The organism is Microbacterium arabinogalactanolyticum (assembly GCF_030268005.1).
Taxonomy (GTDB): Bacteria; Actinomycetota; Actinomycetes; order Actinomycetales; family Microbacteriaceae; genus Microbacterium; species Microbacterium arabinogalactanolyticum.
On the sequence record NZ_BRZC01000004.1, the window covers coordinates 1,131,494 to 1,146,719 of the forward strand.

At 68.0% G+C, this 15,226-nt stretch carries 14 protein-coding genes; 5 read left to right on the forward strand and 9 right to left on the reverse strand.

What is annotated here, in order from left to right:
* Positions 1-7: 7 nt before the first annotated feature.
* Both MIAR_RS09830 and MIAR_RS09835 read right to left on the reverse strand, forming a co-directional pair.
* On the reverse strand, positions 8-739 hold the full coding sequence (locus tag MIAR_RS09830; RefSeq protein ID WP_285634854.1) for an alpha-1,2-fucosyltransferase: 732 nt from the start codon (positions 737-739) through the stop codon (positions 8-10).
* A 104-nt stretch (positions 740-843) separates the two neighbouring features.
* On the reverse strand, positions 844-1,734 hold the full coding sequence (locus tag MIAR_RS09835) for a glycosyltransferase family protein (protein ID WP_285634857.1): 891 nt from the start codon (positions 1,732-1,734) through the stop codon (positions 844-846).
* A 134-nt stretch (positions 1,735-1,868) separates the two neighbouring features.
* Between MIAR_RS09835 and MIAR_RS09840 the strand changes: the two genes are divergently transcribed.
* Positions 1,869-3,089, forward strand: coding sequence for a heparan-alpha-glucosaminide N-acetyltransferase domain-containing protein (locus tag MIAR_RS09840; RefSeq protein WP_285634860.1), 1,221 nt, complete (start codon positions 1,869-1,871; stop codon positions 3,087-3,089).
* Between the two features lie 6 nt (positions 3,090-3,095).
* Here the strand turns inward: MIAR_RS09840 and MIAR_RS09845 are convergent, their stop codons facing one another.
* The 5 genes from MIAR_RS09845 to MIAR_RS09865 form a co-directional block, all read right to left on the reverse strand.
* On the reverse strand, positions 3,096-3,767 hold the full coding sequence (locus tag MIAR_RS09845) for a VanZ family protein (protein WP_285634863.1): 672 nt from the start codon (positions 3,765-3,767) through the stop codon (positions 3,096-3,098).
* 48 nt (positions 3,768-3,815) lie between these two features.
* Positions 3,816-5,177: a phosphoglucosamine mutase gene (gene glmM / locus MIAR_RS09850; protein WP_285634865.1), complete on the reverse strand. Its 1,362-nt coding sequence runs from the start codon at positions 5,175-5,177 to the stop codon at positions 3,816-3,818.
* Between the two features lie 17 nt (positions 5,178-5,194).
* Entirely contained in the window at positions 5,195-5,680 is a 486-nt protein-coding gene (gene rpsI / locus MIAR_RS09855; RefSeq protein WP_285634868.1) for a 30S ribosomal protein S9, read from the reverse strand.
* A 29-nt stretch (positions 5,681-5,709) separates the two neighbouring features.
* Positions 5,710-6,156, reverse strand: a complete 447-nt coding sequence (rplM, locus tag MIAR_RS09860) for a 50S ribosomal protein L13 (RefSeq protein ID WP_285634871.1) — start codon at positions 6,154-6,156, stop codon at positions 5,710-5,712.
* 184 nt (positions 6,157-6,340) lie between these two features.
* On the reverse strand, positions 6,341-8,281 hold the full coding sequence (locus MIAR_RS09865) for a DUF4012 domain-containing protein (protein ID WP_285634874.1): 1,941 nt from the start codon (positions 8,279-8,281) through the stop codon (positions 6,341-6,343).
* 93 nt (positions 8,282-8,374) lie between these two features.
* Between MIAR_RS09865 and rfbA the strand changes: the two genes are divergently transcribed.
* The 3 genes from rfbA to MIAR_RS09880 are packed head-to-tail and all read left to right on the forward strand — an operon-like array spanning position 8,375 to position 11,657.
* Positions 8,375-9,244, forward strand: a complete 870-nt coding sequence (rfbA, locus tag MIAR_RS09870) for a glucose-1-phosphate thymidylyltransferase RfbA (protein ID WP_285634877.1) — start codon at positions 8,375-8,377, stop codon at positions 9,242-9,244.
* Entirely contained in the window at positions 9,244-10,242 is a 999-nt protein-coding gene (gene rfbB, locus MIAR_RS09875) for a dTDP-glucose 4,6-dehydratase (RefSeq protein WP_285634880.1), read from the forward strand. The genes rfbA and rfbB overlap by 1 nt, the downstream gene beginning before the upstream one ends.
* Positions 10,239-11,657: a sugar nucleotide-binding protein gene (locus MIAR_RS09880; RefSeq protein WP_285634883.1), complete on the forward strand. Its 1,419-nt coding sequence runs from the start codon at positions 10,239-10,241 to the stop codon at positions 11,655-11,657. Before rfbB ends, MIAR_RS09880 begins: the two co-directional genes overlap by 4 nt.
* A gap of 20 nt (positions 11,658-11,677) precedes the next feature.
* Here the strand turns inward: MIAR_RS09880 and MIAR_RS09885 are convergent, their stop codons facing one another.
* Complete coding sequence (locus MIAR_RS09885; RefSeq protein ID WP_285634886.1) at positions 11,678-12,346, reverse strand: endonuclease/exonuclease/phosphatase family protein; 669 nt, start codon at positions 12,344-12,346, stop codon at positions 11,678-11,680.
* Positions 12,347-12,466: 120 nt separating this feature from the next.
* Entirely contained in the window at positions 12,467-13,330 is an 864-nt protein-coding gene (gene truA / locus MIAR_RS09890; protein WP_285634889.1) for a tRNA pseudouridine(38-40) synthase TruA, read from the reverse strand.
* Between the two features lie 57 nt (positions 13,331-13,387).
* On the opposite strand from truA, the gene MIAR_RS09895 reads away from it, so the two are divergent.
* Positions 13,388-15,226 (forward strand): acyltransferase family protein, encoded by a 1,839-nt coding sequence (locus MIAR_RS09895; protein ID WP_285634892.1) that lies wholly within the window; start codon positions 13,388-13,390, stop codon positions 15,224-15,226.

The following is a 15,226-nucleotide window of genomic DNA, read 5'->3' on the forward strand; positions in this document are numbered from 1 at the left end:
GTTCTGTTCAATGGAAGCCGTCCAGCGCCGTCCAGCCCGGATCCAGCTGGAACGCGTCGCTCTGCTGCGCCATGCGTGCATGGAAGCGGGGCATCACGATGCACACGTCGTCGTGCAGCGCATCGGCGATGTACGCGCCCCAGTAGGAAAAGGTCGAATTCGCGCCGATCAGCGTCCGGGCGCGCGCGAGCACGAGAAGGTTCTGAAGAGCATCCGGGGTGGCGTATTCGACCTCGCCGACGGAGTGACGAACCATCCGGTCCAGATGCTCTCGGCACCAAGCGGCATCGTCCGAGACGATCAGCGCCCCTGTCGCCGGTGGGATGCGCTGAAGCGCCTCCTCGAGGTAACACTCGATGTCGAACCCGTGCTTCGGCTCGAATTCGGTGCCGTAGAAGTCCCCGCGACGCACATTCACCACGAGCCGCTCCTCGCGAACGGAGCCGACCCGATCTGCGAACACATCACGTATGAACGCGTGCAGCTGATCCCGCGAATAGTCGACGCCGAACCGCTGGTAAAGCCAGTCGCCGTCCCACTCCCGCCGATCCGAGAACCGCACCTCTTGCGCCTGCGCGGTCAGCGGGCGCAGCGCGGGGAACGTCGCCCACCAGTCCGCCATTCCCTGCGACTCGCGCACCACGACGTCCGACCCGCCTGAACGCCGAAGGTGCGCCTGCAGCCACAGATACAGCAGATTCCCCAACCGCATACCGGCGGGCGGGGCATCCAGCAGCACACGATCTCCTCGCCGGAACGCGTCCACGGTCCGGCCGATACCGCTCTCCGCGACGTCGAGAGTGCGTCTGGCCAGTCGCCTCGCCGCCCGCAGCGGACTCGGCATCAGACGGTCTCGCCGTCGGCTATCACGCGGATCGGCTCGCCACCTGGTGGCTCCGGGATGCGCGAAAGACGGTAGCGTCCGTCGTCCCGCCGTCGCAGCGGCGTGGTCACGGCCGTGAGAAGCGGATGCCGGGTGCGCCACACCCAGCGGCGATACACCTCCGGGGGCTGCATGTGCTCGCTGTGCCCGGACCAGCCGAACTTGCGCTTGATCACGTCAGGCTCGCGCACCCAGGAGAAGTGCAGCACGCCCTTGTCCGGGGTGATCACGGCGTGCACCTCGGCATCCGGGGGCCGCCAGGGATCGGTGTTCCGCGGAGCGAAGTCCACGCGGAACAGATCGATATCGGCCTGTCTCGCGTGCCGCAGAGTGGTGCCTGCACGCACCGCGAGCGGCCCCGGGTAGGACGCGGCCACACCCCAGAAGCGTCGCGTGACCTCGAGATACCTCCCCGGACCCGTGCGCGTGTACAACCACCGGGAAGGAAAGTCCAGACCACGTGCACCGGCGCTCTCGGCTCTGTTCAGCATGTCGAAGAAGACGTCGGGCGAGACCATCACCTCATCGGTGTCGAGCTGCAGCACCCAATCGGATCCCTCGGACGCCTGGTCCAGCGCCACCTGACGCTGGTGAGTGTCGTTGGCGAGCCCGGTCTCCCCCGGCCTGGCGAAGTCCCCCGGGGCGAGGACCATCTTGCTATCCCTGTCGAGGTCGGATATCAAGCGCAGGCACTGCTGCAGCGGGAGCGGCGTGCCCGTCCAGGAGGTGTGGCTGCGGTCGTACGACACCACGATCCGGTCCACCCGGTCGTAATAGGCACCGATGCTCTCGCGCAGGTAGCTCGGATCGGCCAGCAGCACGTACGCCGTGCGCCTCGTGCGCGTCCCCATGGCTGCAATCCTAGCGAGCGGTACAGTGGCGCAGAAGCCGCCACACCCTGCATATGGACCGGCATCCATCGCCCCGTCTCCCCCATGGGAGTCACTGTACTGGTCGTCATCGGCTCGATGCGATGATGGGAGCCATGACGACCGCCGATGCTCTGCTCGCCCGGCGCCGCATCGTCGGCATCGACCTCGCCAGATTCGCGGCCATCCTCGGCATGATGGCCGCGCACCTCGTGCGCCCGGGCACCGGAGTCGGTGCGGTCGACGACGCAGTTTCCAGGCTGATCGGCGCCACCGTCAGCAGCACGTCGGCTACCACCTTCGCCGTGCTCGGCGGGTTCAGCCTGGTACTGCTGTTCCGTAGCATGCGCGGCAGATCCACGGGACGGATGCTGGTCAGCATCCTGCTCCGCGGTCTCCTCATCTCCCTGCTCGGGTTCGCCCTGGAACAGCTGAACGGTCCGATCAGCGTCGTGCTCACCGCCTACGGCGTGGCCATGATCCTCGCCGCCCCCGCGCTGCTGATGCCGTCGTGGGCCGTCGCCGGCATCGCCGGAACGCTCTGGCTGTTCGGCGGCGCGGTCAACGCCGGCATCCGATCCGGGCTGGCGCCACTTCCCGCCTCCCCCGGCCTCTCCGACGTCGTGCCGAGGTTCCTGCTCGATCTCGTGCTCACCGGGCACTATCCCGCCATCACCTGGGTCGCGTACATGCTCACCGGCATCCTGCTGGCCCGGCTGATGCTGTCGATCACCGACCGCGGCGCGCTGCGCCGCCTCTGCGTCCGGATGCTGGTGACGGGCGCGATCCTGTACATCGGGATCACGGTCGCGGGGCGCATCGTACGCATGCGCCCCGGCTGGTTCGGGCTTCCCGACCTCGGAGAGCGGATGCTGAGCTCGGGCTACGGCGCCCCGATCGGCACCGATTTCTGGATGTTCCTGATACCCACTCCGCACAGCGGGAACCCGGCCGACATGCTGCGCACGGTCGCCGGCGCCTGCCTGCTGATCGGACTGCTCGTGCTCCTGTTCGACGTGCTGGCCCTGCGCGGCGGCTTCGTGCTCGCCACCGTGCGCGCGGCCGGCGCGGCACCCCTCACGATCTACACCGCGCACGTCATCGTCACCGCGGCGCTGCAGGCACGAGCAGTTCAGGCGGTGTCGACGGGCGAGGCGACCTGGCCGGTCTGGTACGCGCAGGGGCTCGGCATCCTGCTCCTGCAGCTGGCCGGCGTGCTCACCATCGGCGCCGTGCTGACGCTGCTGCACCGACGCGGCCCGCTCGAAGCGCTACTGGGCTGGCTGAGCGGGTCCAGCAGGCGTCGGACGCCGCAGGTGTCACCCGCGGCGGTCTGACCTCGGTCAGTCCCCTGCATGGTCGGTGGGGCGCCGGCGCACCGCTTCGACCACGACCAGCACGATGAGGCCGAGAGCCGCACCGGAGACGTTCGCGAGGATGTCATAGAGACTCGGCGTGCGCTGGGCGAGGAAGATCGCCTGCCCCGACTCGATGGCCAGCGACACGAGCAGAGCCGCCGGCAGCACGAGATACCGCAGCTTCGGCAGCAGCAGTGCCAGTCCGACGCCGAACGGCACGAACAGCAGGATGTTCGATCCGAACTCGATGCGCGCGTACGTGAGGACCGGGAAGTGCGCGGTGACCCAGCGCAGGAACCCTCCGGAGCCCGAGTCGACAGGAACGGGCCAGAACGCGATCAGCGCCAGCACGACGCCGTACACGGCCACCCACGTGGAGATGCGGTGCCACAGCGGAGCCGGAGGGCGTGGGGCATCCGCGTCGACCACGGACATCCCCGTCAGCCCGAGGGCGACAAGATCGGCATCCAGCAGGGGCGAGCCGGCCTGCACGTCGTCAGGCCGTACCGCGGGCAGGGGCGGCCTCGGCGGAATCGCCATCGGATGCACAGGAGGCAGGCCCGCCGGACGGGGCGGCGCCGCGGGAGGCGGCGGCGGGAAGCCCGCGCCATCGAAAGGCGGTGCGACCATCAGCTCCCCCTCCCCCAGGTTCGTCATCCCCAGGATGAGCTTATGCGGCGGCCCTGTGAGCCGCCGCACAATGCGTCAGAGTGCCAGGTGCTTCCGCACCACGTCGGCGAGGTTCTCGGCGTGAGCGTTGGCGGTCTCGGCATCCGCTGCCTCGACCATCACACGCACAAGCGGCTCGGTGCCCGACTTGCGCAGCAGCACCCGGCCGGAATCGCCCAGCTCGGTCTCGACGGCCTTCACGGCGTCCTGCACACCCGCGTGATCCGAGACGGCGTCCTTGTCGACGCCCTTCACGTTGATCATCACCTGCGGGTAGACCGTCATGATCGATGCCAGCTCGGCCAGGGACTTCTTCTGGCGCGCCATCTCGGCCACCAGGTGCAGACCGGTCAGCACGCCGTCACCCGTGGTGGCGAACGCGCTCATGATCACGTGACCCGACTGCTCGCCGCCGAGCGCGAAGCCGTTGGCGTTCATGTCCTCGAGCACGTAGCGGTCGCCGACGCTGGTCTGGCGTACGGTGATGCCGTGCTCGCGCATGGCGATGTGCAGGCCGAGGTTGCTCATCACGGTCGCGACGAGGGTGTCGTCGGCGAGCTTGCCACGGCTCTTCATCGCCACCGCGAGGATCGCCATGATCTGGTCGCCGTCCACGACGTTGCCGTCGGCGTCGACCGCCAGGCAGCGGTCGGCGTCGCCGTCGTGCGCGATGCCCACGTCGGCCCCGACGCGCACGACCTCGGCGGCCAGCTTGTCGAGGTGAGTCGAACCCACGCCGTCGTTGATGTTGATGCCGTCGGGGTCGGCCCCGATGACCGTCACCTTCGCGCCGGCGGTGCGGAACGCCTCGGGCGACGCTCCGGATGCCGCGCCGTTGGCGCAGTCGAGCACCACGTGGATGCCGTCGAGCCGATGCGGCAGCGACGCCAGCAGGTGCAGGACGTAGCGGTCCTCAGCATCCGCGAACCGGCGCACGCGACCGACGTCACCGGCGGTCGGCTGCAGCATGGGACCGGCCATCGCCGCTTCGATGCGCTGCTCGACCTCATCGGGCAGCTTCACGCCGCCACGGGCGAAGATCTTGATGCCGTTGTCAGGAGCCGGATTGTGGGATGCCGAGATCATCACGCCGAAGTCGGCGTCGATGTCCGAGATCAGGAAGGCGGCCGCCGGAGTCGGCAGAGTTCCTGCATCCAGCACGTCCACGCCCGAGGAGGCGAGGCCCGCCTCGACAGCCGCGCTGAGGAAGTGGCCCGAGATCCGCGGGTCGCGAGCGACGACCGCGGTGAGACGCTTGCCTGCGGCCTTGCGAGCCTCGGCAATACGGCCCTGGCCCAGGACGACGGCAGTCGCCTGGGCCAGGGTGAGCGCAAGTCCGGCGGTGAGGGTCTCGCCGTTGGCGAGACCCCGCACGCCGTCCGTACCGAACAGTGCCATATGACGAACTGCGCGGATCAGCGCTTCGAGTACTGAGGAGCCTTGCGGGCCTTCTTGAGACCGGCCTTCTTGCGCTCGATGACGCGGGCGTCACGAGACAGGAAGCCTGCCTTCTTGAGGGTCGGGCGGTTGTTCTCGGCGTCGATGTTGTTCAGCGCGCGAGCGATGCCCAGGCGCAGGGCGCCGGCCTGGCCCGAGTCGCCGCCACCCGAGATACGGGCGATGACGTCGTACGCACCCACGAGGTTGAGGGCGGTGAACGGGTCGTTGATCAGCTGCTGGTGCAGCTTGTTCGGGAAGTAGTCCTCGATCGTGCGACCGTTGATCGTGATGGTGCCCGAACCGGGAACCAGACGCACGCGGGCGATGGCCTGCTTGCGACGGCCCACGGCAGCACCCGGCACGGAGAGCACGGGGCGGGGAGCGGACTCCACGACCTCGGTCTCGGGGGTCTCGGTCGAGAAGTTCTGCGGGAATTCGGTGGTGTCCTGGATTTCAGCCACGAGTATGTCCTTTGAAATCTAAGGGGCGCTTACTGCGCGACCTGGTCGAGGGTGTACGGCGTGGGCTGCTGAGCGGCGTGCGGGTGCTCGGCACCGACGTACACCTTCAGCTTCGAGAGCTGCTGGCGGCCCAGGGTGTTCTTCGGGAGCATGCCGCGGACGGCCTTCTCCACGGCGCGAACCGGGTTCTTCTCAAGGAGCTCGGCGTAGGAGGTTGCCGTCAGACCGCCCGGGTAACCCGAGTGGCGGTAGGCCTTCTTCTGCAGGAGCTTCTGACCGGTCAGGGCGACCTTGTCGGCGTTGACGATGACGACGAAGTCGCCGGTGTCGACGTGGGGAGCGAAGGTCGGCTTGTGCTTGCCACGCAGGATTGCGGCGGCGTGCGAAGCCAGGCGACCGAGAACGACGTCGGTGGCGTCGATGACGATCCAGTCACGCTGGACCTGCCCGGCCTTCGGGGTGTAAGTGCGCGTCACGATAGTGCTGCTTTCTTGAATCGAACGGAGAGGTTCGTGAATCCCACTCCGGGGTGGTTCCTGCCTCTGATCAAGACCGGGAACACGCCAGTGGAGGGCTCACGTTCGTCGTACCAGTGTCTCGGCGAGCCGAAGCACAGGCACCAAAGGGTTAGCTTACAGCATCCGCCGCTGCTCCCCCAATTCAGGATGCGGGGAACATCGTCCCGCAGGAGCCGTCGATGGTGACGGGCGTCTCGCCCACGGTCGGCGAGTACCGCACCTGCAGGGGCTTGGTCGCGTCATCCGGAACGGTCGACGTGAACGAGACCTTCTTCGAGCCGCCCATCGGCACGTTGACGAGCATGCTCTTCGCCTCGCGCCCCTTGTAGAGTCCGCTGCGCTCCTGATCCTTGCGCGCGCCCTTCTCGGGCGAGGAGCCGACGAGCTTGCCTCCCGGCAGGGCGATGCCCACGACGTCGAGCATCATCGTTGTGCGGGGCTGACCCCAGCGGCCGTTGCGAGCGCCCAGCGTGTAGTGGCTCAGGTCCGCGCGCGGGACGGCGTTGTGCAGCTCGATCGTCGTCGTCACCGTTCGCTTCTCCGCGGAGCAGGTCACCATGATCTTGCTGGACAGGTAGTACTCCAGTTTGGAGTGCGACGAGTCGTTCAGGTAGATGCCGGTCTGCGTCACCGTCTTGTTGTCGGTGGTGATCTTGCCGTCGATGCCCAGCTGCGTCGCCATCGCCTGCTGCTTCTCGTCGGCGAACCAGGCGTAGACGCGCTGCTCGCGCGTGGCCTTCTGCAGCTGCTCGACCATCTTCAGCGGATCCCATCCGCCGCTCATCACCTTGCTGAACACGGCGGCCGAGACCTTCGCGAAGTAGAGGTCAGCCAGGTCGCCCTTCGCGCCGAAGCGCTCGTAGGTATCACTGAGCAGCAGCTTCACCGCGTTGTCCGCGGTCACGGGCGTGGTCTCGTCCGGCACCTGCACGGGGCCGGCCACCTGGAGCATGTAGGAGAGCGTGATGGGGTCGATGGAGATGACTCCGTCCAGCTTGCCCCCGACCGTCTGATTCCACAGGCCGCCGACCAGGTGAGCGGTGTCGGCGAAGTCGGGCGTGCGGGTGTAGTTCTGCGAGTGCGACCAGGTGTCGCCCTCGAACAGCTTCTCCTCCGCAGGATCCGCGAGGTGCTGCGGGAATCGCCCCTTCGGGCCCAGCAGCACGAAGTTCAGAGCCGCCTGGTCCTGCCGCATCGTGACTTTGCCGTTGTCGACAGTGAGAACGGCGCCCGCGCCGGGGTTGCCGCCCGTCGCGCGGATCTCGGCGTTGTTCTGGAACAGCAGCGCGTAGTTGCGCGGGCCATCGGCACCGAGGGTCGACAGCAGCACGGGCAGGTTCTCCTGCGCGAACGAGAGAGTGGGTGCGGCCGTGTCGACGATGTCGACGATCTGACTGATGTTCGACTTGATGTACGGGTGGATCGCTTTCATGTCGATCCTGTCGATGTGCGTCTTCGCGTTGTCGAAGATCGCACTCAGCTGCGGCAGCTTCGGCTCGGCCTCGCGGAACGGTGCGAGGTTGATGCCGCCGCCCTCGACCTTGAAGTTCGCGGGGTCGGCAAGCGGGAGCAGCGAGGATGCCAGAGGCAGGGCGTCGCGCACCAGGATGTGCGTCGCCTTGGTGGTCTCGCTGACGGCGACGACGTTCGCGCCGACGCCCGGCACGATGCTCGCGATGTCCCACAGCGGACCGGCCACGATCTTGTCGGCGTCGCTGGTGAGCTTGAGCACCTGCTTGCTCAGTGCCTCGACGCCCGCGGTGTCGCCCTTCTTCATGAGCGGCACGACCGCCGAGATCTTGCCCTTCGCGGCCTGCAGGTCGTCCTTGACCTTCAACGCCTGGATCGCGAACACGCCGCCGACCACGACGATCGCGATCAGCAGTAGGAAGATGACCAGGACGATCCACGGCCAGACGCGCCGCTTGCGCGGGCCCTCGACGTACTCGTCGACCTCGAAGTCCGGGTCGAGGTCGCTGATGGACCCGTCGTAGCGTCGCTCCCGTCGGCTGCGTGGTGCGTTCGAATCGGTGATGGCAGCCCCCTCGGTCGCCTCGACGCGCGCCACCCAGTCGGCACGCACCCTCAGGATACTGAGTATGCCTGGGGCGCGCCCTGAGGACTTGCTCTCCGATGAGTCGCTGGAGGGTGGCCTCCGCTGTGCCACGATGGACGCATGAAGGGGATCATTCTCGCGGGCGGCTCGGGGACCCGTCTGCATCCGATCACGCTGGGCGTCTCCAAACAGCTGATACCGGTGTACGACAAGCCGATGGTGTACTACCCGCTGTCGACGCTGATGCTGGCGGGCATCGACGACATCCTCGTGATCACCACACCTCACGACGCTGCGCATTTCGAGCGCCTGCTCGGTGACGGGTCGCAGTTCGGCGTGCGGATCACGTTCGCCCAGCAGCAGTCGCCCGACGGTCTGGCACAGGCATTCACGATCGGCGCGGACTTCATCGGCGGCGACTCAGTCGCGTTGGTGCTCGGCGACAACCTGCTCTACGGCCCGGGATTGGGCACCCAGTTGAAGCGGTTCGCCGACGTGCAGGGCGGAGCAGTGTTCGCGTACTGGGTGTCGGAACCTTCCGCATATGGAGTCGTCGAGTTCGACTCTGAGGGCCGCGCTGTGTCGCTGGAGGAGAAGCCGGCGCGGCCGAAGAGCAACTACGCGGTTCCCGGACTGTACTTCTACGACAACGACGTGATTTCAATTGCACGTTCACTCCAGCCGTCAGGTCGCGGGGAGTATGAGATCACCGACGTGAATCGCGAGTACCTTCGGCGCGGCGAACTGCAGGTCGAAGTGCTGCCCCGCGGCACCGCCTGGCTCGATACCGGCACGTTCGATCAGATGACGGACGCCACCGACTACGTGCGCACGATGGAGCGCCGCACGGGCATGAAGATCGGTGCGCCGGAGGAGGTCGCCTGGCGGCAGGGATTCCTCTCGGACGCCGAATTGCGCGAGCGCGCCGAGAAGCTCGTCAAGTCGGGGTACGGGACGTACCTGCTCGAGATCCTGGAGAGGGGACGCTGATGTCGCGTCTGCTGGTCACCGGTGGCGCGGGATTCATCGGATCGAACTTCGTGCACCACGTGGTCGCGCATACCGATCACCACGTGACGGTGCTGGACAAGCTCACATACGCGGGCAACCGTGCGTCCTTGGAAGGGCTGCCCGCCGACCGTGTGGAGTTCGTGCACGGAGACATCGCGGATGCCGAGCTCGTGGACTCGCTCTTCGCCGGTACGGATGCCGTTGTGCACTACGCCGCCGAGTCGCACAATGACAACTCGCTGCACGACCCTCGGCCGTTCCTGGACACGAACATCATCGGCACCTACACGCTGCTGGAGGCCGCACGCCGCCACGGCACTCGACTGCATCACATCTCCACCGACGAGGTGTACGGCGACCTGGAGCTCGATGATCCGGAGCGGTTCACCGAGGACACCCCGTACAACCCGTCGTCGCCGTACTCGTCGACCAAGGCCGGCTCCGACCTGCTCGTCCGAGCCTGGGTGCGCTCCTTCGGGGTTCAGGCCACGATCTCGAACTGCTCCAACAACTACGGGCCGTACCAGCACGTGGAGAAGTTCATCCCCCGCCAGATCACGAACGTGATCCGCGGCATCCGGCCGAAGCTCTACGGCGCAGGGCGGAACGTGCGTGACTGGATCCACGCCGACGACCACTCCTCAGCCGTGCTCACCATCCTCGAGAAGGGCCGGATCGGCGAGACCTACCTCATCGGCGCCGACGGTGAGAAGGACAACAAGTCCGTCGTCGAGCTCATCCTGGAATTGATGGGCCAGGATCAGGCGGCGTATGACCACGTGGCCGACCGCGCCGGGCACGATCTGCGGTACGCGATCGATTCCACCAAGCTCCGCACCGAGCTCGGCTGGACGCCCCAGTTCGGCGACTTCGAAGCCGGTCTTGCCGCGACCATCGACTGGTACCGGGCGAATGAAGCCTGGTGGGCCCCGTCCAAAGACAGCACGGAGGCGTTCTACGCGGGCAAGGGACAATGAGCATCGAGTTCGGCAAGAAGCTGGCCCGCACGGAGACGACGATTCCTGGGCTCGTCGTCTTCGACCTGCCCGTGCACGGCGACAGTCGCGGGTGGTTCAAGGAGAACTGGCAGCGCGAGAAGATGATCGCCGCCGGACTCCCGGATCTCGGACCGGTGCAGAACAACATCTCCTTCAACGACGCAGTCGGAACCACGCGTGGCATTCACGCAGAGCCCTGGGACAAATTCGTCTCGCTCGCGACCGGACGCATCTTCGGCGCCTGGGTCGACCTGCGTGAGGGTCCCACCTTCGGTACGACGTTCACGACGGAACTCGACCCGTCGAAGGCGATCTTCGTCCCTCGGGGAGTGGGCAACGCCTATCAGACGCTCGAGGCGGGCACCGCTTACGTGTACCTCGTCAACGACCACTGGTCGCCTGACGCCGAGTACGCCTTCCTGAATCTCGCTGACGAGACGGCCGCGATCGACTGGCCCATCCCGCTCGCAGAGGCCGAGCTCTCCGACAAGGACCGCGCGCATCCCCGGCTCGAAGCTGTGACCCCGATCCTGCCGCGCAAGATTCTCGTCCTCGGTGCCGGCGGGCAGCTCGGCCGCGCCCTTCGCACTGTCTACGGCGACGCGCCCCACGTCGAATACGCCACCCGCACCGACCTCGACCTCACCTCGCCAGACCTCACGAACGCCCGGAGATGGCGCGACTACGGCACGATCATCAACGCCGCCGCCCACACCGCCGTCGACGCAGCAGAGACCACGCGGGGACGAGCTGACGCCTGGGCCGTCAACGTCACCGCCGTGTCCGCACTGGCCGGCATCGCGGCCGCCAACGGCATCACCCTCGTCCACGTCTCCAGCGACTACGTGTTCGACGGTTCCAAGGCGGAGGCGTACGCAGAGGAGGACGCGTTCAGTCCCCTCGGCGTCTACGGCCAGACCAAGGCCGCCGGCGACGCGATCGTCGCCGCCGTGCCCCGGCATTACATCGTGCGCACATCCTGGGTCATCGGTGACGGGTCGAACTTCGTTCGCACCATGGCATCCCTCGCCGACAGAGGCATCGACCCGAAGGTCGTCGACGACCAGACCGGCCGGCTCACCTTCACGGAGGACATCGCCCGCGGCATCCGCCATCTGCTCGAGTCGGAAGCCCGGTACGGGACATACAACCTCACCAGCAGCGGCCCCGCGCAGACCTGGGCCGACATCGCCCGGGACGTCTACCGCCTCACAGGTCACGACCCCGAGCGCATCACCCGAGTCACCACGGCCGAGTACTTCTCGTCGGTGTCAGGGTCCGTTGCACCGCGCCCAAGCAACAGCGTCCTCGATCTGAGGAAAGTCGAGCAGGTCGGGTTCATCCCTCGGGATGGCCCAGCGGGCCTGGCACAGTACCTAGGCTCACAGACCTGACGGGTTCGACGGCTCGATCGCTACGCGGCCTCGGCCGTGATCAGGATCGGACGGTGATCGCTGGTGCCCTGCGGGAGCGTCGTGATGTCGGCGATGTCGAAGCCGTTCGAGGTCGCGAAGTCGTAGTGCCCGCGGAAAACGCGGTACCGGGTGTAGGTGCGGTCGTCGCTGAGCGTCAGCCGGTAGCCGTGCTCGCGCACCGTCTGCCCGAGGTTCTCCTTGAACACGGGGTAGTTGTAGTCACCGACCATCAGCACCGGCTTGCCGGGAGCGAGCGCCTGCAGCGCGTCGAGACCGGCGCGGATCTGGTTGCGGCGCAGCGAGTTCAGCGCGGTCAACGGGGCTGCGTGGAAGGATGCCACGATCAACTGGCGTCCGCTGTCGATGTTCGTCAGCAGCGCCCCGAGCACTCGCTCCTCGGCGGGCTTGAGCACGCGATCGTGCAGGGACTTCTTCAGGCCGATCGTGCGCACCCGCTCCACCCGGAACTGATTGCTGCGCAGGTACATCGCCAGGCCGAGCCTGTTGCCGCTGGTGGCCCGCACCAGCGAGAGGCCGTCGATCGCCTCGGGCAGGGCGGCGGTGTCGCACTCCTGCAGGCACAGGATGTCGGGGTCATGTCGGCCGACCAGCGCCACCAGCTCGGATGCCGCCCGATGCTTGCGCAGGTTGTACGAGATGAGCCTCATGCGTTCACGTTACCGCCGCACGCTGAACGCGTCGTGGGGTTGAAATGGCGAGTGCGGCCCGTTATGCGTCCTCGTCGTCATCGCCCGAGATGTCACCCGGATGCGGGCATCCGTCGCGGCTCACGCCTCCTCTGCGTCATCACCGTCCCGGTCGCGGCGCGCGCGGGTCTGCTCGGCGCGCGCCGCCAGGAGCTCGTCAGCCGGATAGCCGACCTCGGCGAGCGTCAGGCCGCGCGCCGGGAGCACCTTGAACGCGCTCGTGCGGGTGAGCTCGTCGCGCAGCCGCACGACGTCGTCGACGGACAGCTTGCCCTCCCCCACGGCCGCGCAGGCGCCGACGAGGGCGCGCACCATGCTGTGGCAGAACGCGTCGGCCTTCACGTCGGCTACCAGCACGCCCTCGGCATCCCGCGCCCAGCGGTAGTCCAGCAGGGTCCGGATGGTCGTCGCCTCCTCGCGCGGCTTGCAGTACGCCGCGAAGTCGTGCAGGCCGATCAGGGTGCGGGCGGCGGCATCCATGGCATCCACGTCCAGCGCGGCGCGGATCGTGGTGGTGTCGTTGCGACGCATCGGGTCGTAGCCCACGGTCGTGTCGGCGAGCCGGTACCGATACCGGCGCCACACCGCCGAGAACCGGGCGTCGAAACCCTCGGGCGCGAGGCTCGTGCGGGTGACGGTCACGTCGGGGTACTGACCCAGGACCCCACGGATGCGACGCGCGAGCGAACCAGCCGGATCGGAGGCAGCCTGTCCGTGCCGGGCCGTGACCCGCGACCACTGCGCCTCGTCCAGATCGACATGGGCCACCTGGTCGGAGGCGTGCACACCGGCATCCGTCCTTCCGGCGACGACGAACTGCACGTCGGACCCGACGATGCGTGCCAGCGCGGTCTCGAGCACACCCTGCACGGTGCGCAGACCGGGCTGCTTCGCCCACCCGCGGAAATGGGTGCCGTCGTAGGCGATGTCCAGGCGAATGCGCACCGGTCCAGCCTAAACTGGAGCTTCCCCTCTCTTCGAAATGCGCCTTCTTCTGCTGTGATGTCTCCGTCTTCGCCCCACCTGCCGCGGTACGCGGGGCTCGACGGACTCCGCGCGATCGCCGTCGGGCTGGTGCTGATCTACCACCTCTTCCCCGGGCTCGGTCTGCCCAGCGGACTGGTCGGTGTGGACGTCTTCTTCGTGGTGAGCGGGTTCCTGATCACCTCGCTCATGCTGCGGCCGACGCGGCATCCGCTGCGGCACCGCCTGCTGGACTTCTGGCGTCGTCGGGCACGCAGGCTGCTGCCCGCGCTGGCCCTGATGCTCACCGTGTGCGCGACCGTCGCCTGGCTGATCGGCGGCGATGTGCTGGTCGGCATCGGCCGGCAGCTGCTGGGAGCCTCGACCTTCAGTTACAACTGGGTGGCCCTCGCGGGCGGATCGGACTATTTCGCCGCGACCGAGCCGGAGCTGTTCCGCAACGTGTGGTCGCTCGCCGTCGAGGAGCAGTTCTACCTGCTCTGGCCGCTGCTCCTCCCCCTGCTGCTCGTCGTGCTGCGCGTGCGCTGGGCGCTCGTCGCGTTCGCGGTGGCCGCGGCCGGTGCTTCCGCATGGTGGATGTCGGTGCTGGTCTCGACCGGCTCCGTCACGCGCGCGTACTTCGGCACCGACTCGCACGCGTTCGGGCTGCTGCTCGGCATCGCCCTGGCCTTCGGCATCCGGCGCATGCCCGAGCAGGAATGGATGCTGCGCCCCAGCGCCCGCGCCGGTGGTGTGCTGCTCGGCGTGCTCGGGGTCGGCGCCATCGTCGCGGCCGCGCTGAAGCCGTCGGAACACACGGGGGCAGGATTCCCGGGAACGCTGCTGCTGGCATCCGCGGGAACGGTGCTCGCGGTGTTCGCGGGCGTCATGCCCGGTTCCTGGTTCGGCCGCGCCATCGATGTGCAGCCGCTGCGATGGATCGGCGACCGCTCCTACGGCATCTACCTGTGGCACTGGCCGGTGCTCGTGCTCGTCTCCGCCGCGAGCGGCCTGGGTGTCTCCGCACAGGTCGCCGGAGTGCCGGTCTGGGCGGGCTGCACGGCCCTGGTGCTGTCTGTGGCGGCTGCGGCCGTGTCGTTCCGTGTCGTGGAGACGCCGCTGCGGCGGCTCGGATTCCGCCGCTCGCTGCGCGCCGTGCGGGTGCGCTTCGCACGCGGTCCGGTCAGCAGGCTCGCCATGGCGACGAGCGCCCTGGCGGCTGTGCTCGCGCTGGGCGGCACGACTGCCGCCGTCGCGAGCGCACCGCCGATGACGACTTCCGAGATGGCCATCCGCGCAGGTCAGGAGGCCCTGAAGAAGGTCGTGCCTACTCCCGCACCCACGACACCCGCAGCGATCTCAGGCACGGACGTCACCGCCGTCGGAGACTCGGTGATGCTGGCATCCGCTCCCGCCCTGCAGCAGCAGTTCCCCGGGATCGAGGTGGATGCCAAGGTGTCGCGCTCGGTCTGGGCCGGGCCGCGGATCATCGACGCGCTGGAGGACTCCGGGAATCTGCGCGAGCACGTCGTCGTGGCGCTCGGGACCAACGGCTCGGTCGACGAGGACGTGCTGCAGAAGATCGCCGACACGGTCGGTCGCAACCGTGATCTCGTGCTCGTGAACGCCTACGCCCCGCGCGACTGGATCCCCGGGGTGAACCGCGACCTGCAGTCGTTCGCCGCAGGGCGCCTCGGCGTGGTCGTCGCCGATTGGGCGGGCGCCATCGCCCCGCACGAGGATCTGCTCGCCGGCGACCGCATCCACCCCGGCGACGCCGGCGGGCGCATCTTCGCCGAGGTCGTCGAGAAGGGCATCCGCGACGCCGAGGCCGAGCGCGCCGCCCGCCCGCGCATCACGCCCGAGCCCGTCCAGTAA